25 protein-coding genes, 2 tRNA genes and 1 other RNA gene are annotated in these 25,064 nt (G+C 39.7%); 16 read left to right on the forward strand and 12 right to left on the reverse strand.

Annotated features, from left to right (window positions below; translation table 25 throughout):
- Positions 1–20 precede the first annotated feature (20 nt).
- The 3 genes from PHY14_03880 to PHY14_03890 all read right to left on the reverse strand — a co-directional run bounded on the left by PHY14_03880 (position 21) and on the right by PHY14_03890 (position 4,220).
- Positions 21–1,829 (reverse strand): chorismate-binding protein, encoded by a 1,809-nt coding sequence (locus tag PHY14_03880; GenBank protein MDD2694048.1) that lies wholly within the window; start codon positions 1,827–1,829, stop codon positions 21–23.
- Positions 1,830–1,980: 151 nt separating this feature from the next.
- Positions 1,981–2,778, reverse strand: coding sequence for a phosphoribosyl-AMP cyclohydrolase (locus PHY14_03885; GenBank protein ID MDD2694049.1), 798 nt, complete (start codon positions 2,776–2,778; stop codon positions 1,981–1,983).
- A gap of 350 nt (positions 2,779–3,128) precedes the next feature.
- The gene (locus PHY14_03890) at positions 3,129–4,220 is read right to left on the reverse strand and encodes a PHP domain-containing protein (protein ID MDD2694050.1); all 1,092 of its coding nucleotides are present in this window, start codon (positions 4,218–4,220) and stop codon (positions 3,129–3,131) included.
- Between the two features lie 87 nt (positions 4,221–4,307).
- On the opposite strand from PHY14_03890, the gene PHY14_03895 reads away from it, so the two are divergent.
- Positions 4,308–5,072, forward strand: coding sequence for a helix-turn-helix domain-containing protein (locus PHY14_03895; GenBank protein ID MDD2694051.1), 765 nt, complete (start codon positions 4,308–4,310; stop codon positions 5,070–5,072).
- Between the two features lie 26 nt (positions 5,073–5,098).
- Here the strand turns inward: PHY14_03895 and PHY14_03900 are convergent, their stop codons facing one another.
- The 5 genes from PHY14_03900 to topA form a co-directional block, all read right to left on the reverse strand.
- The gene (locus PHY14_03900) at positions 5,099–5,782 is read right to left on the reverse strand and encodes a hypothetical protein (protein ID MDD2694052.1); all 684 of its coding nucleotides are present in this window, start codon (positions 5,780–5,782) and stop codon (positions 5,099–5,101) included.
- A gap of 49 nt (positions 5,783–5,831) precedes the next feature.
- Complete coding sequence (locus tag PHY14_03905) at positions 5,832–6,737, reverse strand: C39 family peptidase (GenBank protein ID MDD2694053.1); 906 nt, start codon at positions 6,735–6,737, stop codon at positions 5,832–5,834.
- Positions 6,738–6,882: 145 nt separating this feature from the next.
- Positions 6,883–8,697, reverse strand: a complete 1,815-nt coding sequence (locus tag PHY14_03910) for an ABC transporter ATP-binding protein (GenBank protein MDD2694054.1) — start codon at positions 8,695–8,697, stop codon at positions 6,883–6,885.
- Between the two features lie 24 nt (positions 8,698–8,721).
- Positions 8,722–10,554: an ABC transporter ATP-binding protein gene (locus PHY14_03915; protein MDD2694055.1), complete on the reverse strand. Its 1,833-nt coding sequence runs from the start codon at positions 10,552–10,554 to the stop codon at positions 8,722–8,724.
- 83 nt (positions 10,555–10,637) lie between these two features.
- A complete protein-coding gene (topA, locus tag PHY14_03920; protein MDD2694056.1) occupies positions 10,638–13,190 on the reverse strand; it encodes a type I DNA topoisomerase in 2,553 nt (850 codons plus the stop codon).
- Positions 13,191–13,524: 334 nt separating this feature from the next.
- Here topA and PHY14_03925 point away from each other — a divergent pair, with 334 nt between their 5' ends.
- On the forward strand, positions 13,525–13,818 hold the full coding sequence (locus PHY14_03925) for a hypothetical protein (GenBank protein MDD2694057.1): 294 nt from the start codon (positions 13,525–13,527) through the stop codon (positions 13,816–13,818).
- Positions 13,819–13,882: 64 nt separating this feature from the next.
- On the opposite strand, the gene PHY14_03930 is transcribed toward PHY14_03925, so the two are convergent.
- Positions 13,883–14,149 carry a metal-sensitive transcriptional regulator gene (locus PHY14_03930; protein ID MDD2694058.1) on the reverse strand — a complete coding sequence of 89 codons (267 nt, stop codon included), beginning with the start codon at positions 14,147–14,149 and terminating at the stop codon, positions 13,883–13,885.
- Positions 14,150–14,511: 362 nt separating this feature from the next.
- A tRNA-Ser gene (locus tag PHY14_03935) sits at positions 14,512–14,599 on the reverse strand.
- A 111-nt stretch (positions 14,600–14,710) separates the two neighbouring features.
- Between PHY14_03935 and PHY14_03940 the strand changes: the two genes are divergently transcribed.
- The 3 genes from PHY14_03940 to PHY14_03950 are packed head-to-tail and all read left to right on the forward strand — an operon-like array spanning position 14,711 to position 16,760.
- Positions 14,711–15,241 carry a hypothetical protein gene (locus tag PHY14_03940; protein ID MDD2694059.1) on the forward strand — a complete coding sequence of 177 codons (531 nt, stop codon included), beginning with the start codon at positions 14,711–14,713 and terminating at the stop codon, positions 15,239–15,241.
- A 20-nt stretch (positions 15,242–15,261) separates the two neighbouring features.
- A complete protein-coding gene (locus tag PHY14_03945) occupies positions 15,262–16,362 on the forward strand; it encodes a hypothetical protein (GenBank protein ID MDD2694060.1) in 1,101 nt (366 codons plus the stop codon).
- An 11-nt stretch (positions 16,363–16,373) separates the two neighbouring features.
- On the forward strand, positions 16,374–16,760 hold the full coding sequence (locus tag PHY14_03950) for a hypothetical protein (GenBank protein MDD2694061.1): 387 nt from the start codon (positions 16,374–16,376) through the stop codon (positions 16,758–16,760).
- A gap of 41 nt (positions 16,761–16,801) precedes the next feature.
- Here the strand turns inward: PHY14_03950 and PHY14_03955 are convergent, their stop codons facing one another.
- Positions 16,802–17,899, reverse strand: a complete 1,098-nt coding sequence (locus tag PHY14_03955; GenBank protein ID MDD2694062.1) for a hypothetical protein — start codon at positions 17,897–17,899, stop codon at positions 16,802–16,804.
- A gap of 26 nt (positions 17,900–17,925) precedes the next feature.
- The gene (locus PHY14_03960) at positions 17,926–18,678 is read right to left on the reverse strand and encodes a ribonuclease HII (protein ID MDD2694063.1); all 753 of its coding nucleotides are present in this window, start codon (positions 18,676–18,678) and stop codon (positions 17,926–17,928) included.
- 59 nt (positions 18,679–18,737) lie between these two features.
- Here PHY14_03960 and rnpB point away from each other — a divergent pair.
- The 11 genes from rnpB (at position 18,738) to PHY14_04015 (ending at position 25,018) form a co-directional block, all read left to right on the forward strand.
- Positions 18,738–19,136: RNase P RNA component class A (gene rnpB, locus PHY14_03965), an RNA gene on the forward strand.
- Positions 19,137–19,178: 42 nt separating this feature from the next.
- On the forward strand, positions 19,179–19,544 hold the full coding sequence (locus tag PHY14_03970; protein MDD2694064.1) for a four helix bundle protein: 366 nt from the start codon (positions 19,179–19,181) through the stop codon (positions 19,542–19,544).
- 34 nt (positions 19,545–19,578) lie between these two features.
- Positions 19,579–20,202 carry a nucleoside monophosphate kinase gene (locus tag PHY14_03975; protein ID MDD2694065.1) on the forward strand — a complete coding sequence of 208 codons (624 nt, stop codon included), beginning with the start codon at positions 19,579–19,581 and terminating at the stop codon, positions 20,200–20,202.
- Between the two features lie 420 nt (positions 20,203–20,622).
- Positions 20,623–21,945, forward strand: a complete 1,323-nt coding sequence (locus tag PHY14_03980) for a radical SAM protein (protein ID MDD2694066.1) — start codon at positions 20,623–20,625, stop codon at positions 21,943–21,945.
- 2 nt (positions 21,946–21,947) lie between these two features.
- A tRNA-Thr gene (locus tag PHY14_03985) sits at positions 21,948–22,023 on the forward strand.
- Positions 22,024–22,054: 31 nt separating this feature from the next.
- Complete coding sequence (locus PHY14_03990; GenBank protein MDD2694067.1) at positions 22,055–22,300, forward strand: hypothetical protein; 246 nt, start codon at positions 22,055–22,057, stop codon at positions 22,298–22,300.
- Between the two features lie 163 nt (positions 22,301–22,463).
- Complete coding sequence (secE, locus tag PHY14_03995) at positions 22,464–22,775, forward strand: preprotein translocase subunit SecE (GenBank protein ID MDD2694068.1); 312 nt, start codon at positions 22,464–22,466, stop codon at positions 22,773–22,775.
- A 28-nt stretch (positions 22,776–22,803) separates the two neighbouring features.
- Positions 22,804–23,355, forward strand: coding sequence for a transcription termination/antitermination protein NusG (gene nusG / locus PHY14_04000; protein MDD2694069.1), 552 nt, complete (start codon positions 22,804–22,806; stop codon positions 23,353–23,355).
- 25 nt (positions 23,356–23,380) lie between these two features.
- The gene (locus PHY14_04005; protein ID MDD2694070.1) at positions 23,381–24,040 is read left to right on the forward strand and encodes a hypothetical protein; all 660 of its coding nucleotides are present in this window, start codon (positions 23,381–23,383) and stop codon (positions 24,038–24,040) included.
- A 45-nt stretch (positions 24,041–24,085) separates the two neighbouring features.
- Positions 24,086–24,577 (forward strand): transcription elongation factor GreA, encoded by a 492-nt coding sequence (gene greA / locus PHY14_04010; protein MDD2694071.1) that lies wholly within the window; start codon positions 24,086–24,088, stop codon positions 24,575–24,577.
- A 9-nt stretch (positions 24,578–24,586) separates the two neighbouring features.
- Positions 24,587–25,018: a divergent PAP2 family protein gene (locus PHY14_04015; protein MDD2694072.1), complete on the forward strand. Its 432-nt coding sequence runs from the start codon at positions 24,587–24,589 to the stop codon at positions 25,016–25,018.
- Positions 25,019–25,064 lie beyond the last annotated feature (46 nt).

Here is a 25,064-nt window from a genome sequence, read left to right on the forward strand (position 1 = left end):
GGGGGAAATGGCAAAGTAAATTATTTGTAGGAAAGCATTCTCTGAAGTTCATTTTTCAATATTTCATATCCGTTTTCACTCATGACGGACTCGGGATGGAACTGGAATCCAGAGATATTTCTTTCCTGAATCACATCCAACGGATAATGATTTGCTCAGGCATCAAAGTACCCTGATCGTTTATGAAAAATTGGAACAAATGAATTATAGAATCACACATTTTCGTAAGCCCCATTTATATAAACTTTATCTTGCTGTCATTGTTTTGATTCACTCATTGCTTGAACGGATAATCCCATTTCCTTTGCAATCGACTGATGCCCGAGACAGATTCCGAGGAGATTCTTCTTCTGCTTCATGAGTTCTCTCGTATGTTCTGCGAGTGTTTTCATTTTCGAGTCACTCATATCGTTGATATTGCCAGGACCAGGTCAGATAACGATGATATCAGAAGCATCAGTAGTTGAGTCAAAATCAATAGTTTTCACGATATCTACTATCATTCCCATTGTCGTCATCATACGAGCAAGCATGTTTGTGAAGTTGTCCTCATTATCGATGATGGTTACCGTCTTTCACTGGAGTTGTTCGCATGTCTTTTGCTCAGATTGTTCGAGAAAATGAAATTTGGAGAGGTATTTATTTCGTTCCTGGAGCTTGGTTATCACCTCAGGGTCATCGAGTATTGACTGAACATCTGGGGGAGTTTGGGATTTCCCGAGAAGCGCTGCTTGCATACCACCAGTTTTCATCTTTACTTCTTGAGCTTCTCCCAGTGGCTTAGAGTTCTTGGTGATGCCAGCACCAGCCTGAATCGTCACCGTGCCATCTGCGTCAAAGTGAGCCATTCGGATGAGGATAGCGGTATCGAGATCTCCATCTGGTGTGAGAATCCCGATTTCTCCACCATAATACCTCCGAGATTGTTTCTCGTATTTTTTGATGAGTCTGGCAGCACTCTCGATCGGTCAACCAACGAGCGTCGGGGCATGGAGAGTTTCTCGCAGTGCGTCAAGAGGTTCGATACGAGGGCTTCTCTTTCCGATGAGCTTATACTCTGTATGTACAACAGCTCCATTTTGTCTCAGAAATGGTCATTCGATTTTTCCTCATTCATCACACACAATCTCCATCATCTTGAGCTCTTCATCAAGCACTTGAAAGAGCTCATTTCGCTCCTTTGTATCTTCGAGAAATTGGAGAAGACGTTCTCTGAAAGTTTCTGGAGCTCACTTCTTGAGGGTGCCTGCAATAGGATCCATAGTAACCCTATCAGGAGTTATCATGAGGTGTTGTTCTGGTGTGAGTGAAACAAAATATTCTCATTCCCCATCACTAAAAAAAAGAGTCATATACTGTCACTTTTGCCTCAGTGCATTCCGGAAAGCTGACTCGACATCATGTTCTGAGAAATCCTGAATCTTCCCAGTATATGGTTGTGAGAGAATCATCTGACAGATATTCCCACCTGCGATTTCTGTCTGTTGAATCTGTCTTACAATATCTGCAAATTCATCATCACTTTGGAGCGGAGTGATAGGGTGCTCGAATCGAATATCCTTACCAGAAAGAGTCTTCTCGATAGATTCACGAGTCAGTGAAGTGATGTTGGAAACCTGAATAGCAAGGATTGGCTCATCTCCATGTGACTCGAATCCACGTTCACGAATCGTACAAAATGGAGTCAGAAAGATAATGGTCGATGTCTGTTGTTTATAGAATTCCTGAAGCCCCTGAAGCGAGGCAAACTTATAGAGAATTCCATCGTATCGAGTAATCACATCATCTTTCTCGATGATGGCATATGGTTGGTGTGAATGAGTTTTCATATAATAAAAGTTAAAAAAGTTAAATAAAAAAATCTGCCAAAAAGTTTCCTCTCTGACAGATCGATAAAGCAGGTTCACTACAATATCCGCCAAAAAGGAAGAGGAATATTCCACCAAGATGTGAGAAAAGTAATTATGAACATATGAGTTATTATTTGCGACGTTTTACAATTTCTTCTTCAACTGCTTTCCAAGGAATATCCGCTTTTACGAGAAGTATCTGGAGACGATACATAAGATCAGCTACTTCTGAAATTAAAAGTTTTTCATTGTTCATTCTTTCAAGAACTGGTCTATCAAACATTTCTAGTTTTGCCTTATCTGGAAAACTAATTCCATTTAATTGCTTGACTGTATTTATTGTATCATCGATCTCATCCAGTGCACGATTCGATGTAGCAATGTCCATAAATGCAAGAGAGACCTCTACTCATTCTTCTGCGACCTTCTGGGCGATACGACTCACTTTTCACTGAAGTGCTTTTGCTGTAGATGATTTTTCAGGATCCGCATCTTTTCTGGTCATTATCATTTTTTCTTCATCTTGAAGAACTCGAGACCAATTCGGGAGATCAGTTGGCTGCTGTTCTATATCTCCCGTTATAAGATTCACTCTTCTACGGAAACAAGTTCTCCAACCATCAATGTGACAAGCACCAGCTCCATTTACTTTCACGAGATATATGAGGGTATCATTATCGCAATCGGTGAATATATCTTGTACTTCAAGAGTATCTCATGAGGTGAGTCATTTTGTCCAGAGTTCATTGCGACTCCGTGACCAGAAAGTGGCAAGACCTGTCTTTCGGGTTTCTTCGAGAGCAAGAGGATTTACGAATCCTACCATCATAATAGATCCTGTATCAATATCTTGGGCAATAGTAGGCATAAGATTTTCTGTGTACTTTTGGAAATCAAGCGCAAGATTTGGTGAATTAAGAGTTTTCATAAGTATAAAAATTATAGATAAATAAAATCCGCCTATTTCTGGCGGATGATTTTTTGTGGAGAGATTCTGAAATAAATTCAGAATGACACATGAAAAAATTACCGCCGATGCGACAAAAAATGATGCCAGATATTTTGCCAAGTTTGTTTGGATTTGAAGTAGAAATACATATGAATTTGATTAAAAAAAATCCCCCGAAAGTTAGAAAACTCACGGAGGATTTTGGAAAATATTTTTTCGAAATATCTAGGCAAAAATACCACACCGTGAGGTGAGGGTACGATGCCAAGATGCGATAAAAATTTGTTGAGTCATACAATGAGTATATGGATTCGTAGAATTTGTCAAATCTACGCGTATTCTCCGCTTTTCATCATGCAATAATCATGACCATAAGTCCGCAAGAGAAACTCCTGTTTCCAGTATTCTGCAGCTCATCGAGTGACGAATGGATTCATATTTCCGAGAACTTTTTTATTTTCCCCGACTCATTTGAGATTATGCAAATCAGAACCGAAAGTGAATATGAGATTATATTCTTTTCGTACCATGGCAATAGCTCTTACCCATTCTTCAGGAGCATCAGAATTTATCTCTACTGCATTGATTCATTGTGCGACAAGCCCACCGATTCGAGCGCGGAATTCTTCGATACTTTCGAAAGTTTTATGCGGATGAGCCACCGATACTACTGTATTTTTCATGTCCAATTCTCTTGTCACAGATGCAAGTGTTGGTTCATATGGTGGAAGTTCTTCTGGAAGTGATACGATTTTTGTGTATTTCCCTTCTCGTTTGAAGCCTTCCTGATAGATGTTATCTTTAGTGATTCCATCATCCGTCAATCGACGGAGAATTGCTATATTTTCTGGAAGTTCTTCAACCAATGCAATCAGATGTGAATTATTGATACCATCAGCACGAGTTCCAGGAAAACGTGACTGTACAGAGAGAAATGAGAAAGGAATGTTTCTAAATGGAGTACGAATCATGAGTCCGATTTTTCCGAGATGATCACATTGGACTTGGATTTTATCCATTTTTCCCTGGCGAATACCAGCGAGAATCGTATCTATTTCTTCCGAGAAATGACGAGCATACATCGTGATATGAAGAGATTTCTCATAATCGCTGTCTTTGTGACCGATAGAAACCTCGACTCATTCCACTGCATCGATATACGGAATCTTCTTGAGACTCCGACTATTTTCTCGATTGTATTCTCAGATAATTGCCAATACTTCACGATTCACGATATCATGATCCGTACAAGCGACAAGCGATACCTGACGGCGGATGATTTCTTGTGCGATTTCTTTTGATGTATTTTGTCCATCAGAAAGAGTAGTATGAAAGTGAAGATCAACCATAGAAAAAATGAATATGTATGCATCATATGGATTCTCTGAACGGATTCCGTATTTATCGACAGATGTGAACAAAAATAATTCCATATTCCCAAAAAGAGTGTACAGAAAGCAGAAAATCAATATACTAAAACTGTACTTTTAAAAATACACTTTCAGAATATGCAGAAATATATTCATCTCCTAGAAAGAATTGGCATGAACGAAGCGGAACGAACCATATACATGACGCTCCTGAAGAATCCATATATCACCCTTTCTGAGATATCGAAAAAAAGTCATTACCACAGACCGACTGTCTACAAGTGTATTCGCGGATTTGAATCAGATGGACTCGTAGAAAAATCGTATCTCGATGGGAAACGATATTACTACCATGTGACGAGTCCTGAGAAACTCAGACAAAAAATCCTCAACGTATCCCAGATGGCAGATCAACTCCTTCCTGAACTCACGGCAATATATCAGAAAACCCAAGATGCACCGATACTCTCTATCAAGGAATGAATCGAATGAATCCAGAATATTCACAAAGATCTCCTCGAAAGTGTACCAAAAGGTGGTATATATTACCGTTATAGCTCTCCAAGACGGGAGTACGATGGAAGAAGTCTCTATGTACCTGAGAATTATTTCGAAACGCAGAAAAAGAAAGAAATAGAACGAATCGTTATCACAAGTGATTCGAAAAAGAAATTCCGTCTCTGAAATCCAAATAGAGAAGTTATCGCCATTCCAGAATCTTTCGATACATTCGATGACAATATCACAAAACTCATCTATGCGAACAAGGTAGCAATTATCGACTATGATTCTCAGATAGGATGGGTCATCGAGAATGAATGATTCGCACGCTATGAAGAGAAAATATTTCGTCTTCTCGCAAAACTCCTGAAGGAACAAGAAACAAAAAACTCCAATCTATAATGATTGGAGTTTTTATATTGAGATAACTATTTCTTCGCTGGAGCCTTTTTTGCAACTGGAGTCTTAGTAACCTTTGGAGTTACTACTTTTGCTGGAGTAGCTTTCACTGAAGTCTTTTTTGCTACTGGTTTTTTGGTTGGAGTTTTGCGCGCAACAGGTTTCTTGACGGCAGGAGATTTTGGAGCTGGAACAATAACTTCAGTAATAACGGGAGTTACAACTTTTTTTGTGATAGATTTCTTGGCTGCAATCGGAGTCTTCTTGGCTACTGATTTTTTAGCTGGAGTTCTACGAACAGTAGGCTTCCGATTAGAAGGAGTTTTTGTTATTACTTTTGTAATAGGTCTTTTTACCACTACTAGTGTTTCATCCACTATGAGTTTCTTTTTAGGAGTAGATTTGGCCTCTTTTTTAGCAGAAATTCCTTTGACTTTCTTTGCTTGGATTTTTGCATTTTTCCTTGCCAGTTTTTCGAGTTTTTTCTTATCTTTACGAGCTCTCTTCTCGGCCTTCTTTTGAGCTTTAAGAAGAGTTTTAGCAGCCCTTTTTTCTTCTTTCATCTTTCTTTTGAGTTCTTTCTTCTGTGCCTTCTTTGAGAGAACTATTTCTTGTTCTTCAGAAGAATGTTTTTTATGTTTTGACATAATGAGTAAATTAAGATACTGGGTATTGTATATATTTATAAAACCCTGTCAAATAAATACAGACAAGGGTATTACAAAAATATATTGAATATTACTCTAATTATAGAATAATCAATTATTCTATGGCAACTATCAATGAACGATATTGCATAGTTCACCACTTTCTCATCCATTCGAGATACGGATATACATGTCTTCCTGTATATGTATCCCACACCACGACATGCGTTGGTGAATCTTTTTTTCCGAGGTATCAGAGCAGGAGAAATGCATGCTCTCACGATAATCATTGTATCTCTTTTCCACTTGGAGTTTTCCATGAAAGAATACGATCTTCGTGAGATCGACCACACGGATTAATAGCAGAAATCGGAAGATTATTTACGATATATGTATCGACTTTTTTTACGATACCATCATCACTCGATGATGTCGTACACCAGTCTCACCAGAGAATCACTCGTTTATCAGATTCTATAGCATCAAAAAGTTTTATAAGACGTTTTCTGGGGATGATATTCTGTCCATCCATCATATTCCCTGTCTCTGTCACAAATCCGAGACTTGTCAGATATTTTGCAATTGGTTTTTCATAGATTCCATATCCTGTTTTCAGATACTGACTTCCCGTAATTGATCCAACGAATCCAACATCTGGATCTCACCAAATACCTTCGGACGAAAGAGGTTCTGGCATAACTCGCAACGAACGAAAAATATCATCTTCCGAGATATTAATATTGGTGAGACTTTTTATAGTCATCTGTGTTGCAGCAATCTCACACGAAAGTTTATATTTCTGAATCACAAACTGAAACTTCGAGGAAATATCGAATGTTGGAGTAGCACGAGATCCGAGCTGGAAAGACTGATAGAGCCGAAGAGAATCATCAAGAAGTGCTTGACGTTGGACACTCATACGACTAATAATTGGCTTTCCAGAATTCGTCTCAATATATTTCCCAATACTCATAATCTGACTGAGATGACGCGTAAAAGTTGTATAATCCTCCGTCAGCATGAAGCGAGAATTACTCGCAAAAACTCAAACTGGTAAGAGAAAAATATATATCAATAAAAATGATTTTCGAAACAACATTTGAAAAGAAAAGAAGGAGTATCTTGAGTATACGAATTACTGAATTTTTCCAAATATTTCTCATAATTTAGAATCCACTTTGAAGCTTCAACATTCTCGCATAGACTCAATTGTTTGCAATCAATTCATCATGTTTGCCTTGTTCCGATATTCGACCGTGTTCGAGCACGAGAATCATATCCGACTCTCGCACCGTCTGCAATCGATGAGCAATGATGAGTACCGTTCTTCACTCGAAAAGTGTATGGAATGCCTGAGAAATTTTCTCCTCAGAAAAACTATCAAGCGCACTTGTTGGTTCGTCCAAGAAGATAAGTTGAGGGTTTTTGAGAAATATTTTCGCGATTGCAAGTCGTTGTTTTTGTCCTCCAGAAAGCTTCACTCCACGTTCACCGATCTCGGTCTCAAGTCCTTCGGGAAGACTGAATACAAAATCTGCCTGTGCATCCTGAAGTGCCCGCATGAGTCGTTGGTCAAGTTCTTTTTCTCTTTTGTCATCCTCAGCCTTAGCCGAGGATCTCTTTGTATTTTTGGAAAGGGATTCTCTTTCAGAGAATGACAAACCAGAAACACCTGAAACCCCAGACATAAGATTCTCACGAATCGTGCCGTCGAAAATCTGAGGATCCTGCGTCAGATATCCGATATTCGGATAAAATGTAGAGAGATTCACCGTCGAAAGATCAAAACCATCCACCGAAACAATACCTTTCTGTGCAGAGAGAAAGCCTGATGCAAGCTTCATAACAGTGGTTTTTCATCCACCCGATGGACCAACCAATGCATACTTTTTTCCTGCTTCGAAAACGTATGAAAAATCCTTCAAAATCAGTTTCCCTGGAACGTATGCGAAGTTGATATTCTGGAAAATAATTTCTCATTTCTGATATTCAAAATTATCACCAGAAAAAAGATTTTTGGTTTTCGGAGCATTCTCAATCTTATCCCATAATTGTTCGATACTCACCATCTGATCCGAGAGATTCATATAGTGTTCGGTCATATCGAAGAAAAGCCCATTCAAAGTCGCAACAAGAGAAGCAAGGAGAATCAGATGCGGAAGTGTCACTCATCCATCGAGATATTGATGTCCGAGAATCCAATAGAGTGCAATCAGAATCACAAAAGAAAGAACACGCGAACCCTGGAACATCAGCATCTGGATTCCCATTTGTTTCCGGAAAGCCTTCCAATAATTCATATTATATTCATCGAGTACTGCAAGATTTTTCTCGAAGCTGAGATTCTGCGTAATTTCGAGTCGAGACTGAATAGCACGGATAAAACCTCGATCATATTCCATAGTTGACTTCGCGCGTTCGACTTTATAGATTCGCAGACGCTTATTCAGAAAATAAATAACAATTCCCCCGATTGTAATCGTCACAGAAGCAGCAAGTACCATGATTCATGATTGACGAGCAAGGAGAATGATCGTCGGAATCGCGATAATCAGAAGTCGAGAGAATTCCTGGAATGATGTCTTCAATGCCTCAGCCCATGCTTGTCCTCACTTATCAATGATAGAAAACAGACGACTGGAACCAATCGTTTCGGCGTAGTTATTATCGAGCTCACAGACCATCCGCACATAGCGACGATGGATAAATCTCCATACCTTCTGACGCATTCATGGAATCCCAGTATGCCGCATCAGAAAAACAAATATATAGTACAATACGAGTGTGATTCCAAATCCACATACGAGTTGTTCAAAAGCAGCTACATTTCGTGCCATCAACAAAGAAGAAATCGTAGACAAAAGATAACTGATGACAAATGTTCAGAAAAAAGTGAATATCACTATTCGTATTGCAAAAAGGAATACGTCCATTTTTGCCTCAGCATATGGGAGAAAGAAAAGTTTGAGTCGAGATTTCATATAATGTATATTTTAAGTTCAGTTCTAAAATCCACTCTGAAGTTCCAGCATTCGATTATAGATTCCATTTTTTGCAACGAGTGATTCATGATTCCCACGTTCCACCACTTTTCCCTGTTCGAGTACGATGATATCATCCGCTTTTTTCACCGTCTGGAGTCTATGAGCTACGATGATGACGGTACGATTCCGAAAGAGCTCATCGAGTGCGATAGTGATTTGTTCTTCACTGAATGAATCCAGTGCAGAAGTTGGTTCATCAAGGAGGATGATTTCAGGATTTTTGAGGAATATCTTCGCAATGGCAAGTCGCTGTTTCTGTCCTCCTGAGAGCCTCACGCCACGTTCTCCTATCTCCGTATCGAGTCATTTCTCGAGTTCGAAAACAAAATCACAATGAGCAAGCTTGAGTGCTTTTATGAGTTGTTTTTCCTGAAGCTCCTTTTGTAAAGGAGCTGTCTGAAGCAAAGCGGAAGACTGAGGATTTTGCTCTGTTGTTTCGGACACAAAATCTCCCCGCCCTTCGGGCACTCCTCTTTGCAAAGAGGGTAAGGCAGAAACAAGATTCTCTCTGATGGTCGCATCGAAGACTCCAGGATCCTGAGTGAGATATCCGATGTGCGGGTAATAGGTCTTCAGTGCTGTCTCATCGAGACGATTCCCAAGCACAGAAATGTTTCCGGATTCTGGATGGAGATATCCAGCGATGAGCTTCATGAGCGTTGTTTTTCATCCTCCGCTCGCACCGACGAGTGCAATCTTCTTCCCGGATTCGAGTGAGAGTGAGAAATCCTCGAACACTTTTGTCTCATTGTACCCATAGGAAACATTCCGGATTTCTATATTTTTTCCCGATGAAGAAAAAGTACTTCCAGAATCGTATCACTTGATAGGAGCAAGGGAATCGAAAGTGGACCAAAGTTGTTCAATATAATCAAATTCACGTGTAAGTTTTCTGAAAGTATCATACGTCGTACGCATAGCAGTCTCAATCATGGTGACGATGAGAATATACGTCGAAAATGTCCAAAAAGTACTCGTATGATCAAAAATGGATTTCCCAACAAAAATATACACAGAGAGGCGTATCAAGAAACTGATTCATCGAATTCCGATATACATCCCTCATACAGAATTATCGATGAGAAGATTATTTCTTTTTATATCATCCAGAAGAGAATAAATTCTTTTTTGTTCCTGATGGAATTCTTGATTCTGCATATACTCCATCTTGGACATAAAAACTCTGGCAAGAACACGAGAATACTCAGTCTCAGCCTCTCTTCGACCATTACGTGCAGGAATAGTAAAGTGCTTATCAATATAATACGTAGAAATAAGTAATACAACCAATACTCAAACAATCCCAAAACTATAGAGAGGATTATAAAATCCAATACGAATAATTCCATATACACTAGCCACGAGAAGAGCCAGATCAGAGGCTAAAAATTCGTGAATAATATGCATCCAAGTATCTTTTCCTCTTTTATAAATAGAGATAAAACGTCCTGTCCCTATTCGTTCGGTTATATTCGGTTCTGATTGAATAAATCTCGGAAGATAAGTATTTGCTATGAAAGTATCAATAGCAACATAAATATTCACCCAACCCCAATGAATGACTCGTATCTTAAAGGCAACATACAGAACCATGAATATACCATATGCAATCAGATAATTCTCAAAAAGATTCCAATTATTTGATTGGATTGCTGCACCAATTTTCTCAAAAAAATAGAGTGAACTAATAAGATATAGTCCGTCAAATATTCCTTCAGTACCACTCTGAATAAAAACCTTTCTTGCATAAAAAACTGGCTCAAGGAATCTCTTTATTTTTTCAGTAAAAGTCATATAGGGAAATTTTATTATTCGAGTATAAATATTTCCTCTCAAATATCAAAAAACTCCATCCGTAAGAGATAGAGTTTTTATAATTATTTTGTTTTCTTCTTTGTAGCTGGCTTCTTGGCTGCTGTTTTCTTAGCTGCAGCTTTTTTCTCCTTGAATGCATCTGGAATTTGTTCCGTGATCATTTCTTTCACCTCATCGAGTGTCAGAGCTTGGATTTCTTCTGCTTCCGTGATTTTCTTCCCACCACGCTTGAGATAGACATTCGCTTTTCCGAACTTGATATACGGCCCATAACGACCGTTCTCGACGGAGATCTTCAGTTCTGGCCAGTTGTGGATATAGCGATTCGCTTCTTTATCGACCTTGGCAGCGATGAGTTTCTCCGCCTCTTCTGGAGTGATGTTCTCGAAATCGATCGCACGAGGGACGTTCACATAGAGATTTTTCCACTTGAGAAACGGGCCGAATCGTCACTTCCCTTTCGTGTATGGTTCTCCATCATAGGTTCCGACTGGCGCGTTCTCAATCTTTTTCGCTTCGATAATCTCGACCGCACGGTCGAGATCAACCGAGTGAGCATCTTCCCCACGAGGGATAGAGATAAATTCCTCTCACCACTTCACATACGGCCCAAATCGCCCTTGTCCGATGATGACATTTTTCTCTTCGTATTGCCCGATTTCTTTCGGAAATGAGAACAACTTCAGTGCTTCTTCGAGAGTGATATCATCGATAGACATCCCTGGAGCAAGATTCGCATAGCGAGGTTTCTCCTCTTCTGCGAGTTCATCAGGCGCGCCAATCTGCACTACAGGCCCAAATCGACTCATACGAGCAAGAACTGTCCGTCCTGTTGCTTCATCTTTCCCGAGAATACGTTCTCCAGCAAAACGTCACTCCGTACCGAGTGCCTCCTCGATAGACTCATGGAATGGATTATAGAAATCTTCAAGCATTTTTTTCCATTCGAGTTTTCATTCCGCAATCTGATCGAACTGACTCTCCACTTCTGCCGTGAATGTATACTGCATGAAGTTCGAGAATTCCTGTTCGAGATAATCCGTCACGATGAAGGCAATATCCGTCGGAAGAAGTTTCTTGGATTCGATGACAACATATCCGCGATCCTGAATCGTCTGAATCGTCGCAGCATATGTCGATGGACGTCCGATACCTTCGCTTTCGAGTTTTTTCACGAGTGATGCTTCTGTGTATCGCGGAGGCGGGAGAGAGAATTTCTGATTCCCGACGAAATCCGTCGAAACCACGGTTTCTCACTTTTTTACAACTGGGAGTTTTTTTGACTCTGACTCCTCATCCTGCTCTTCATCCGTTCCTTCGATATAGAGCTTCATAAATCCGGGAAACTTGATCACCTCGCCCTTCACGATCCAATCCTCATCATGACCCGCCGGAGTGAAGTGATACGTCGTCGTCTCGATTTCTGCTTCTTTCATCTGACTGGCAACGGTACGCTCCCAGATAAGACGGTAGAGCTTCGCTTCCATAGCATCAAGTCCGATATTTTCTGGGGTCTTATCCATGTATGTCGGTCGGATAGCCTCATGCGCCTCTTGAGCATTCGCTTGCTTTGTTTTATATTTTCGGCCATTTGGCATCGCATATTCTGGACCGAATTCCTTCTCGATAAATGCGCGGGCGGAACTGATGGCGAGATCAGAAAGGTTCACCGAATCGGTACGCATATAAGTAATATGTCCTTCCTGATAGAGTCGTTGTGCGATATCCATCGTTGTTTTCACACCATATCCGAGCTTACGAGAAGCCTCTTGCTGAAGCGTCGAAGTCGTGAATGGAGCTCCTGGTGTTCGAGTGGAAGCCTTCACTTCTGCATCTTGGAGAACGAAATTCTCTGCATGAGACAAAGTGAAAACGGTATTTCCTTTTTTGTCCTTCTCAGGCTTGGTGGAGGTAATATTGATACCGTGATCCTCGAAAAAGTGAAGTGCATCAGATTCCTGTTTGAATTTCTGATTTTTGCCGCCGATTTTTGCGAGTTCAATCATCATAGGAGTTGTGCCGCCGATTTTCGCAGCGATTTTCCATGATTCCTCAGGAACGAATGTTCGAATCTCACGTTCACGCTCCACAAGAAGCTTCACAGCAACCGACTGAACACGACCAGCCGAGAGACCAGTACGGATTTTGCGCCAGAGAACCGGTGACACCTCGTATCATACAATACGATCCAAGATACGACGAGATTGTTGCGCATTCACGAGATTGATATCTATCTTCGATGGATGAGAAAAAGACTCAGCAATCGCGCTCTTGGTAATCTCATGATATGTCACTCGTGTTGCTTCCTCGGGCTTGATACCGAAAACATGAGCCAAATGCCAAGCAATAGCTTCTCCTTCACGATCCGGATCTGTTGCGAGGATGATATTTTCTGCATTTTTCGCGAATGCCTTCAGTTCAGCGACACGTTTCTTCTTGCTCGGAGAAACCTCATATTCAGGAATGAATCATCCTGCAATATCTACACCCATATTTTTCTCTGGAAGATCGCGGATATGTCCTATGGATGCCTCTACTCGGTAGTCGCTTCAGAGATATTCGGAGATTTTTCGGGCTTTCGCTGGAGACTCGACGATAACGAGATTTTTTGGCATATTTGGAGTATTAACTTGTCTAAGAAGGTAATAAGTGTCAAGCGAAAGTCAAAAGATTTTTCAAAAAGATAGAAAAATTTTGTCTCAAGATATATGGAAAATCATATATTTTCTCTATTTTCCAAAACGCAAAAAAAGACCTATACATACAGGAATTGTGAGAGAAAATTTTGAGAAATCACTGACCAAAGAGATTATCTCGATATAGCACGTGCAAAAACAAGAGGTTTGCTTTAACAAAAATATTCTATGAAGTTCGAGAAAAAATGCAAATGAATTTTGAAATATTCACATTTCCGATACAATTTCTCTATACATTTCTAAAAAATCCACTATGCGAACCACTCTTTCTATTCTTGTTATTAGTAGTTTTTTTCTCACAGGATGTCTCCAGAATAATCAGCCACCAACCGATGTCACACCTACACCACAAGAGAGCAACTCTGGAGTGAATATGACCAATTCTGGAACAACAGATACAAGTTCTGGGAAATTCGCTCCCGAAGATACCAAAGAAGTCGAGAAAGAAATCTCTATCGAAACGAGAGTCACTCAATCAGGATCAAAAGAAGTGGACAAAGCGATCGATGATAGTCTCAAAGCGATCGATAACATTATGGGAAATTAGTTCCACATGGGAAATTAGTTCCACAAAAAAACCTCCAATTGAATTGGAGGTTTTTAGAGAGGTTTTAACGAACCGTTTTGAGCAGTACTCGAATCTCATCGAAATCTGTCTCAGCCAGTGCTGTTTTTTTCTCACTCATGCGCTCAAAGGCACAGAGAATCTCTTCATTGGCAGCCTGTCCCATAGCACTTCTGATAGCAGAAAGTTGCTGAACAATCTCCTTCACATTCGCTTCATCTTCGATCATCTGGATGACGCCACGAATCTGTCATTCGATGCGACGAAGGCGGTCTGATACGCGCTTCTTTTGTGATAAATCTTTGATTTTCATAGTGTTTTTTGAATTCAGATATAGGAAAACTCAACTAGTTACATACGGGAGTATATACAAAAATGGGCTCTATGCAAGAAATAATTTGACTTTCTCGGAAAGAGCCTATTCGTGAATATTTCGCGAGTCAAATGGCGGATCAAGGACAGCCTGAGGCTAGAGAGGGGGATTTGCGAGTCAAATGGCGGAGAGAGGGGGATTCGTTCCTTTCGGTACTTCGTACCTGCAGGAGACAGCTCGGAGTCGAAAACTCAATTCGATGAGTTTTCTTTCGCTTTCAGCGAACTCCTCTATTCGAATCCAATCTTTTCCTGTTATTTTGCTCTTGAAATACTCACTTCGTGAATATTTCGCGAGACAAATGGCGGAGAGAGGGGGATTCGAACCCCCGATACCTTGCGGTATACACGCTTTCCAAGCGTGCGCACTAGGCCACTATGCGACCTCTCCATATCGTACGGCCCGATTCTATAGAAAATATATACTTTTGCAAATTCGCGAGAATAAAATTTTCCTTTTTTCATTTTCTCTATATACTTTTGCCGATAATTATTCACACCTATGCAAGAACTTTTCGATACATTTTTTCGTTGACTCGGTATCGCAGTCACTTCAGTCTCTGTACAAGAAGAAGGAGATGATATTTCTGTAAAAGTTGAGACTTCTGATTCTCCTCTCATCATCGGTATGCATGGGAAAAATCTCGAAGTATTCCAACACCTTCTCGGACGTATGGCAGAAAAGAAATTGAATCGTTTCATTCATCTTCACCTCGAAGTGAATGACTACATGAAATCCAAAGACGAGCGACTTTTCCGATTTCTCGACTCCAAGATCGCATTCGTAACAGAAACAGGGAAAACTTCTCGTATACCGAATCTGAATTCATACGAACGAAAAAAAGCGCATAACTATATCGCAGAAAAGGCAATCAACGGGCTCGAAACAAAAAGCGAAGGAGAATGAGCAGAGCGCGCACTTTTTCTCTCATATACTGGTGAACTCAAGAAAGTAGAAGTCAAAGACTCTGCTCCCATATCCAGAACTCCTCGTATTGGTAACGATCTTTCCGAAGATGGAATCGGAATCTAATAACTTCAACTAGAATAACGATGAGAAGAACGTTTATTATCATCAGAGCTTTCTTCTATATATTCCTCCTTTGTGGAGGTTTTTGGATTTTCTATCACTTCAATACGAATCAACTCTACGGAGAATACAGCAATCTCTGGGATTATCGACGTCTGCATCCAGAATTTCAGAGTGATGAAAAAATTATTCGACTAATTGATGCTGGACACGATACAACATATGCTGATATGTTATGGATAAATCTTATCCAATATATTGCTGACAATCTCCGTGATATGAGATTCACTGAGTTCACGACACCGCTTCTCGATACCATTGCGGAACTCCACCCACATTTTACACGGAGTTATACTCTAGCTCTTCTCCTATCACCATCACTCGATCCAGAGAGTGATTCATATGAGAAAAATCGGAAAATGGCAGAATATACACTTTCTCTCGGAGAACGTTGAATCCAAGAGAACTGCGACCAAAAGAAGATACAACAAATCCAAAGTGGAGGAATCGCACTTATGCCATGGGAAAAACCAGAACTGCAGAATCCTTGTATTGATGGAAATATTCCATACTATGCTGCATATGTTGCAGATACTCTAGGAGAGAGAGAAAAGTCCTCAAATTATTATACCATTGCCAGTGCAAACACAGATGCTCCTGAAGCATCTCGATTTCTCGCAGTGCTAGAACAAGGAAAATGAGGAAATAGACTTGATGCTGCACTGCAGTTTTTTTTCATCGCTTCATCGGGATATGATGAATCTCCTTATATTTGTCAACAAGAATCGGTGCAACTTCTGACTCTCATAAAAAGAAATACCATTCTCGACGAAAGTATCATACAAAAGCTCCAGGAAACAGAAAAACTCATCAAGGCTCCTGAAGACACGAACAATCCGCTCGCAAGAAGTACGACGAATTGTTATGATTCGATCAATCGTGGAATCAAACAAATGTATCTCGAATACATCACAGAGAAATCCAAGAACTTCCCCAATATAAAAGATGGTGTATCCCTCGTTCAAGAAAAAATCGTCCCTTCAATTCCAGTTCCTCTGACACACTCAGGATTCACCGTCAGACGTGAAACGGATGGCAGTTGGGAATATAGGACGAATTACTAGATTATTTCCTTATGTCATATACAATGCTTCACTTCGACAAAAATACTCTCGAAAGATGGAATATATCCAACATCAAAGATATCACATGTGTCTTGGAAAATGGTTGATGCGAATGAATGAAGCTCAATGTGAGAGAATGAATTGCTGAATGAGATTTTTCTATCGCCATCGATTGATCTGAGATACGTTGTTCTATAGAGAAAGATAGTCTACCAACTTTCGAAGATGCTTATATCACACATACTCCGGAAGGAAACTGGATACTCTCGAGCAAGAATATATTGACAAGATGTGGTTGTGGAAAAAGCTTTCAGACAAAATCAGGTGACCCAAAAATCGATAAAATTAAGCTCTTAAAGTCGAAACTGCACGAGAAAAATCATACACATCATCATTAAAAAAAGAACCTCGAGAAGGTTCTTTTTTCGAATGGAGGCTACTACTTTCCAGAACACACAGCAGTATACTTGGTCACAAGCGATGTATCTTTGCTATAGGTAGCAATTACTTGAGCATCACAGGCTGTTTGCTTGTCGAGTTTCCCTATCGCTTCGATTTTTGCGATTTCTGCGAGCGATTCTGTATATTTCCCGATAATGAAGTATGTTCGATAACGAATTCGGAGAAGTTCATACGTTGGAGTATTTGCAGTGAGATAGCTATTCGAAAGAGAAATAACGGAAAGATATCGTTTTTCTGAATATGCCTTCTCAATATCTGTAAGCGATACCGTGGATGTGCCTGTGGGTGTCTGAGTGGTTGTACCAGAAGATGTAATAGTAGGGGAAGTCGAAACGCTCGGAGAAGCTGCTGTGGCAGTTGTCGGTGTTGTAACAGTTCCTATAAAAAATGGATCTTGAATAAATGTACGACTTACTCCTGCGAATGGATTGGATCCACTACGAGTGGTATATCTTTCAGTAGTCGCATTGTATTCGAAAAATCCAACCAATTTTCGTTTATACTGAGTTTTCTCGAATTGATAAAGGATTTTCGCATCATAAATTCCTGTTGTACCAGTTCAGAAAACAATGTCTACAAAAACATAATCTCCAGATCCAGATTGTACGAATTCATATCCACCAATATTTGCATTTTCTGGAAGACTATATGCATTTCGTATATCTTTCCATTCTTTGTGGATTCGGTTCACAAATCCAGAAACATCAGCGCCATACTGGGCTGTAAATTGAGCTGATACTACTCCTGACGACACCGTGGAAGTGGTACTTGAGGCAGTGAGATTCGCCAAAATTCCTGTGAGATATACTGATGGTATAGATCCGCTTGATGTTGTGTTTTGTACAACAGCTCCTGTATATTCCGCGAGTGATATCTTGATTCCTGCTTTTACCATCTCATTCTTGAGAATATTATTCTCAGATTCGAGAAACTTGATACGAGCATCATATTGACTCACGAGAAGAATGAGTTGTTTGAGTGTTTCTTCCGTCGAGAGACTTCCTGTGGCTTCAGCAAAAACAGAAACTGGAAAGAGAAAGAGAAGCATGACAGCAATACGTCGAAATGCGTGCATAAGGACAAAGGTTAATTTATTTTTAACTATAACGACGAAGAAGGAGAAATCAATCTTTTCACGGGAGCATAGCTCTTGCGGTGAATCGGAGTTATTCCATAATTAATAAGTGAATCTTGATGTTTCCTTGTTCCATAGCCTTTATGTGAGTCAAATCCGTACTGTGGAAAATCCTCATGAAATTCACACATTATCCGATCACGAATCACTTTCGCCACAATCGATGCTGCAGAAATCACAGGAACGAGAGAATCACCGTGAATGATATAGAAAATAGCTATGAGATATGAATTATATGATATAAGATTTTTTTGTTTATTTATTTCATCTCTCATACCTCATATCTTATCGTTTATATCTATCCTTCTCCTCTTCTTCGCAAATACATATTCACCGTCAAAACTATCAAACCTATAATTATCACATCCATCTATATAAATCTCAACAGAATCAGTATCATCTACGAATTGTAACAACGAAAGAATCACATCCTGCATACACTGACGATTCGCTTCGCGAATTCCGAGTTCATCGATGATATCAGCATCACGATACGAAAAAGCGTATTGGCACTCAGAACGATACTGCATCATTTCTATCTGAGAAAAAAGACTTTCCCGTTTTTCATGCGAAAGCTGTTTCGAATCATCGAGTCCAGAAAGTGAAGAGAGAAGTCATTGAGCAATAGATGATTCTGCCATCCAACCTCCGACAACTACTGGCCCAGCCCAAGGACCACGTCCTGCTTCATCAATACCAATTATATATGTTTTTTTCATGGAATGATTCTAGTGAAAAGTTGCTTTTTTCCAAGTTTTCCCTATCATCAACTCGCTCTCATAAGGGACAGATACATGCGCCTTCGGGTGAGGAAAGTCTGGACATCACTCCAAGAGGAGAAAAGCTAACGGCTTTGGTTCTGTGATATATCGAAAACACGGAACACGGAAAGTGCCACAGAGACAATACTACTTCCGCAAGGAAGAAAAGGTGAAAAGTCATTTGGTGTCTCACTTTTGATTATATGAATATTCGTATGTAAAAAGGAAAGGCTACAGATGAGTTCTGTGCAAACAGAAGTGGTAAACCCTCTCTGATGCAAGGAGAATGGTATTCATACTGATAATGTCTTGGAGCAGTTGGTGTGAATATACTCCGCTTGAGGTACTACGTGAGTAGTATCCTAGATAGATATGTATCGATCGTACAGAATCCGGCTTATTATCTTTTATGGGAGCGTTTTTGGAAATTCAAGATGCAAGATTAAAGATTCAAAATTATGGTAGATACTGATAATCTTATTCAGAAGCTCACATATGAATTTGCACTCAAGAGTATTGGAGTCTATAAAACTCTTACTGAAAATAAGAAAGAATTTATTCTTTCGAAACAATTTCTCAGAAGTAGTACTTCTATATGAGCAAATGTCGAAGAATCTTTATGAGGACAATCTCGAAAAGATTTTATTGCAAAAATGTCTATCGCACACAAAGAAGCAAAAGAAAGTCATTATTGGATTCGACTTTTACACGATAGTTGATATATTTCAGATGATGAATTTTCTATAATAGAAACTGATATTCTTTCTATTATTCGTATTCTCTCAAAAATTCTTCTCACAACAAAATCAAATATTTCTGAGTAATCTTGAATTTTTAATCTTTAATTTTGAATTATTTATGTCTCATCTCATGCTCATCGGAATCCAGGGCTCTGGAAAAGGAACTCAAGCTCGCAAGATCCTCGAAAAATATCCAGAATACGTATTGTTCGAAATGGGAACTGAACTCAGAAAGTTCGCAGCGAATGGAACTCCCGATGGAGAATATGTTCGCTCTTTTCTCGAGCAATGACTCAAAGCTCCAACAGAATATATTGTGAAACTTACAGAGAAATTTCTTGCAGACAATAGAGATAAAAAGATACTCATAGACGGAGCTATTCGAAGTGCTGAGCAAAATGATGCTCTGGAAACTGTTTGGGGTGATTTCGAAGTCCTCTGGCTCGATCTGAATGAAGAAACAGCAGTCGAGAGACTTTCTGGTCGTCGTATCGATCCTGTGACGAATGAGACATTCCCTGCAAGCTTCACCGGAGATACGAATCCAAAAACAGGAAACACTCTCGTCACACGAGCAGATGATACCCCAGAGGCTATACGAAAACGCATTGCCTGGTCCAAATGAGACACACTCCCACTCATCGAAGTCTGGAAGCGTCACGGACACACGATTCACCATATTGACGCAAGTCAGAGTGAGGAAGATATTTTCCACTATGTAGAGAATGCTATCAATAAATAGAACAAAAAAACAAGGGGCACAAAGCCCCTTTTATAATGCACTTTTCAGTGCGATGACCGCTCAGCCCTTCTTTCAGCGTCGAAACGATTCCGTTGATTGGGAGTCATACTGGACTTCCCATATTGACGATAGTTTCGTTCCTCCGTTTCACGAAAATGCTTATCCTTCTGAGCCTGCTTAGCGACCCTTTGTTTTTGTTTTTCCTGAGCCTCTTGGGCTCGTTTTTTGCGAGACATGATTATCTCCATCGCCACTATGTGTCCATAAGACACTCAAATAGGACGATACCTAAAATGGTAAGGAGATTATAATCAAGAAAGTGGAAAGTCAATCCTATTTATAATATATAATATTTGTCAATTTTTGATTGTTTGCTTTTTTCTATTGTATAGCTAATCTTCTTGTCGTAAATTATGAATCTTGAACTATTTCTACCTCCACATCCCTTTTTGCCGCCAGAAATGCCCGTATTGCAAATTTGCTCTGACGCCCATTTTTGATGACATGAAGAAAAGACGATACCTCGAATATCTGAAAAGGGAAATTCGAGGATATTTCTCAATTTCCAGTACTAACCTACTAACCAACCAACCTGCTACTATCTATTTCTGAGGAGGCACACCATCAATTCTCACTACTACTGAAGTCAGAGAAATCCTCGAATGTTTCCCTGAAGTTCCTTTTCTAAAGGAGCTGTCTGAAGCAAAGCGGAAGGCTGAGGATTTTTCATGGATTTCTCAGGAAAAAAATCCCCCCTACCCCCCTTTACAAAGGGGGTTTCCAGAGATTTCTTTCGAATGTAATCCAGAAGACATCACAGAAGGATACGTACGACGACTTTTCGATCTCGGGATCAATCGAATTTCTCTTGGAGTTCAGAGCCTGAATAATACAACTCTACAATCAATTCACCGCAGTGATAGAGAAAGTATTTTTCATGCACTGGATGCAATACAATCCATCTATAATAGATGAAAAACAATAATTGGGGGTTCGGGGGTGGAAACTGTTTGAGTCAGATGAAAAATAGAAAATTGATGAGCAAAGCGAACGAGTTTTTCCACCACCGAAACTTTTGATACTTTTGGTTACAAAAGTATGGAGAATGATATGAAAAGAAATATATCAATTAACATGGACTTCATTCTCTGACTTCCCTTCTCAAAACCTGGAGAAACGCTCAGAAATATTCAGGAACTTCATGAGAAATTCCCGTTCATCACTCACACAAGCGTCTACATGCTCGAAGAGGGAATGTACCCGAAAGATTGGAAAAAGAACTCTATAAATGAAATCGAAATAGAACAGGAATATGCTGCAATCTGCAAGCATTTCGAGTCACTCTGATGGAATCACTACGAGATATCGAATTGGGCGAAGCCAGAATACGAAAGTGTACATAATCGCGGATACTGGAATCATACGAATTATCGAGGATTCGGACTCTCTGCAACCAGTTACGAAGATGGGAAGCGATGGGAAAACAGCACCAGTTTTTCTCATTATTATCGATGAGAAAATATTTCTTCTGAAAAACTCACTCCTGAACAAATAGAGCTGGAAGAAATCATATTTGGAATCCGAACTTTTTCTCTTGATGCTCAGATCTTCCCCAGAGAAATAGTGGAAGAATTGACGCAAGAATGAGCAATAAAAATCGAAGATGAAAGAATAATTCTCACTCCGGCTTGAATTTTCAGAGAAAATACTATAATCGCGAAACTGATAGAATATATCGAGTAAATGCCGCCATAGCTCAGTTGGTAGAGCGCATCCATGGTAAGGATGAGGTCTCGGGTTCAAGCCCCGATGGTGGCTCCAGAAGATTTTATTTCGTAGAACAAGATGAAAAATGTGAACAGAAAAAGGAAAATGGGATCTTTGATGATTTGCTCCTCCAAAGAAGAATAATACAAATTCACGTTACTGGCCTCTTGGTTGGAAGCCATGACAACTCGATACAGTAGGAAACACCACAGGAAAAGTCGATACAGTAGGAAACACCACAGGAAAAGTCGATACAGTAGGAAACACCACAGGAAAAGTCGATACACTTCTTTCTAAAAAAGAAGATCCAGGAAATAAAAAAAGGAAATAGTCTTGACTTCCCTGTTTTCTCAATATAATTCAGAACGTTGACATCCCCGAGAGGGGATTTTAAAATGCTTTGACGAAGAAGAAGTTTTCCATATACTTTTCTCGTTATTTTTGGAGAATGTTTCTATCTCCTCATTTCCTATCATCTTATCTTCCAATATTTTATGTTCAAATTTTTCTCTGACGCAAAACAAGAACTCGAGCACGTTGTCTGGCCTACTCCAAATGAGACAAAAAAATACATGTACTACACTGTTGGCGTTATCGTTATTATGGCTTTTCTCCTTGCTGTTGCTGGATATGTCATGCAGACTTCTCTCTCATCTATGAGAACTGCTCTCGACATGGGAAAAGAAGTGACAACAACAACTTCTGGAGAAGAAAATGTGACACAAGAAGATCTGAGCAACATCATCGACAGTTTTTCAGGAATCACTACAGATCTCTCATGATCAGTAAGTAATGAGACAAACTAATATAAACCTCTTTAACCTTCAATTTTTTATGTTTGATTTTTCCAAAAAAGAGCTCTGAGAATGGTATGTTATTCGTGTTATATCAGGAACAGAAGAAAATGTCCGCCAATCACTCATGCAACGTCGTGAAGCATTCGGTCTCGAACAATATATTCTCGATGTTTTCGTTCCCACTCATGATTCTGTCTCTATCCGCGCTGGTGGCAAGAAAGTTCAACGCAAAAAGAATATTTTCCCTGGATATATTCTCGTACAAATGGTAGTAACCAATGAGAGTTGGTATATTGTCCGAAATACTCCGAATGTGACTGGTTTTCTTGGTGCAGGTACAGTTCCTGTTCCTGTTCGTGGTGAAGAACTCGAACAACTCAAGTGAATTCTCACAGAAAAGAGCGAAGAATATAATACTGATATGCAGATTGGTGATTATGTGGTTGTGAAGAACGGTCCATTCGAAGGCAGTGAAGGCAAAATCATCGAAGTCAACACCAGCAAGGGTACTATCAAGATTATGATCAACCTTCTCGGACGTGATACTCCCGTCGAGATCGAATTCGGAAGCGTAAAGTCAAAGAAATAGTTTCCTAAATTTCTTCCAAAAACCTATGCGAATAGCACTGATTCTTCTTTCCATCGTCGCTCTGATGTTCATCGGAAGTATCTCCTGGTCGCTCATACAATCGAGTGGAACATGGATACAACCGAAATCGAATACAGAAAATTCATCGAATGGAACAGACATCGAAACTCTCAAATACCAAATAAAAACGGAAGAAAAGCTCAAAGAACTCGACAGTGTCGTACAAGAACTTGCGAAGAAAAATGGAATCAATCCTGGAACAAAAACAACAACAGAAGAAAATACAGGTAGTAAAGATGTGACCGATGTGAAACTCTCAGGAAAATTTCTCGCACAGATCATGCCAACTGCGACGCTCACACTGACGAAAAATAATGGCATATTCTGACTCTATACATTCGATACCAATACAGAATACTCCACATACGAAGATGAAAAAATGAGTATGAAAGTTATCGCCAGTTCCGTGAACTACGATACAATGCTGAAAAATATGAAGGCTCTCGGAAAAGATGTATACACCGTAAATGAAACTAAGACTTTCCCCGTCAGAAGTTTCTATCTCAATCCTCCGAAAACAGATACTATTGTTCGTCTCGTACTCGAATATGAATCCCAATCGGTTGTTATAGAAATATCAAAAACAAAATTCCCTACTCTCAAAAATCTGCTCCTGAAGAAGTAATTCCTCATTCATTATAATTTTTCCTACTTTCTAATTTCCTTATTTATGGCTGCTGACAAGAAAATCCTCCTTACTCGCGAAGGTCTCATAGAACTCCAGGAAGAACTCCGTTTTCTCCGAGAAGAAAAACGTGTAGAAATTGCTGAAAAACTCAAAGAAGCTATCTCATACGGTGATCTCTCAGAAAATGCAGAATACCAAGAAGCTCGTGATGAACAAGCTCAAGTAGAACTTCGTATCGCAGAACTCGAGGAAATGCTCAAGCCTGGGAACTACGACCTCATCGATGATGAGAAAGGAACAAAAAAGAGAAAAACTGGTATCAATGTCGGAAATACTGTTATCCTTCAAGAAACTGGAAGCTCAGAAAAAATCACTTATGTCATCGTTGGCGCACAAGAAGCTAACATTTTCGAAAATAAGATATCCAATGAGTCTCCTCTCGGAAAATCTCTCATCGGGAAAAACGCTGGAGATACAGCAAAAATGACTGCACCATCTGGACAACGAGAATACAATATTATCGAAGTAAAATAATTTCTTCCCATGATTCTCAGAGACATTCATTCCTACTTTTTGGAATATACCATCTCGATACCATTCTTCGCACTTCTTTTTGCTATCGGAGTCAAGTGACTTGTTCATGCACTCAAGGGACATTTTAGTGTGGCGCGCATGTTCGGAAGTGGTGGTATGCCATCAGCACATTCGACATTTGTCATCGCACTTGCTACTTCGATGGGTATGAAATACGGCGTCTGGAGTGATATGTTTACTGTCTGTCTTGTATTTTCTATTATCATCATCTACGATGCTATGAACGTCCGCTACCAAGCTGGCCTTCATGCGAAAATCCTCAATCGTATGAATCACCCGAAAGAAGAAGAACTTAATGAATCTATCGGACATACTCCGGCCGAAGCACTTGTCGGAGGAATTATCGGATTCAGTACAGCAGTTCTCCTTCTCGGAATATAGTCCCATTCCCCAATACCAATACAAAGTTGCTACATTCTGGCAACTT

It is taken from the genome of Candidatus Gracilibacteria bacterium (genome assembly GCA_028687475.1).
In the GTDB taxonomy this organism is placed as follows: Bacteria; Patescibacteriota; Gracilibacteria; order BD1-5; family UBA2023; genus STC-74.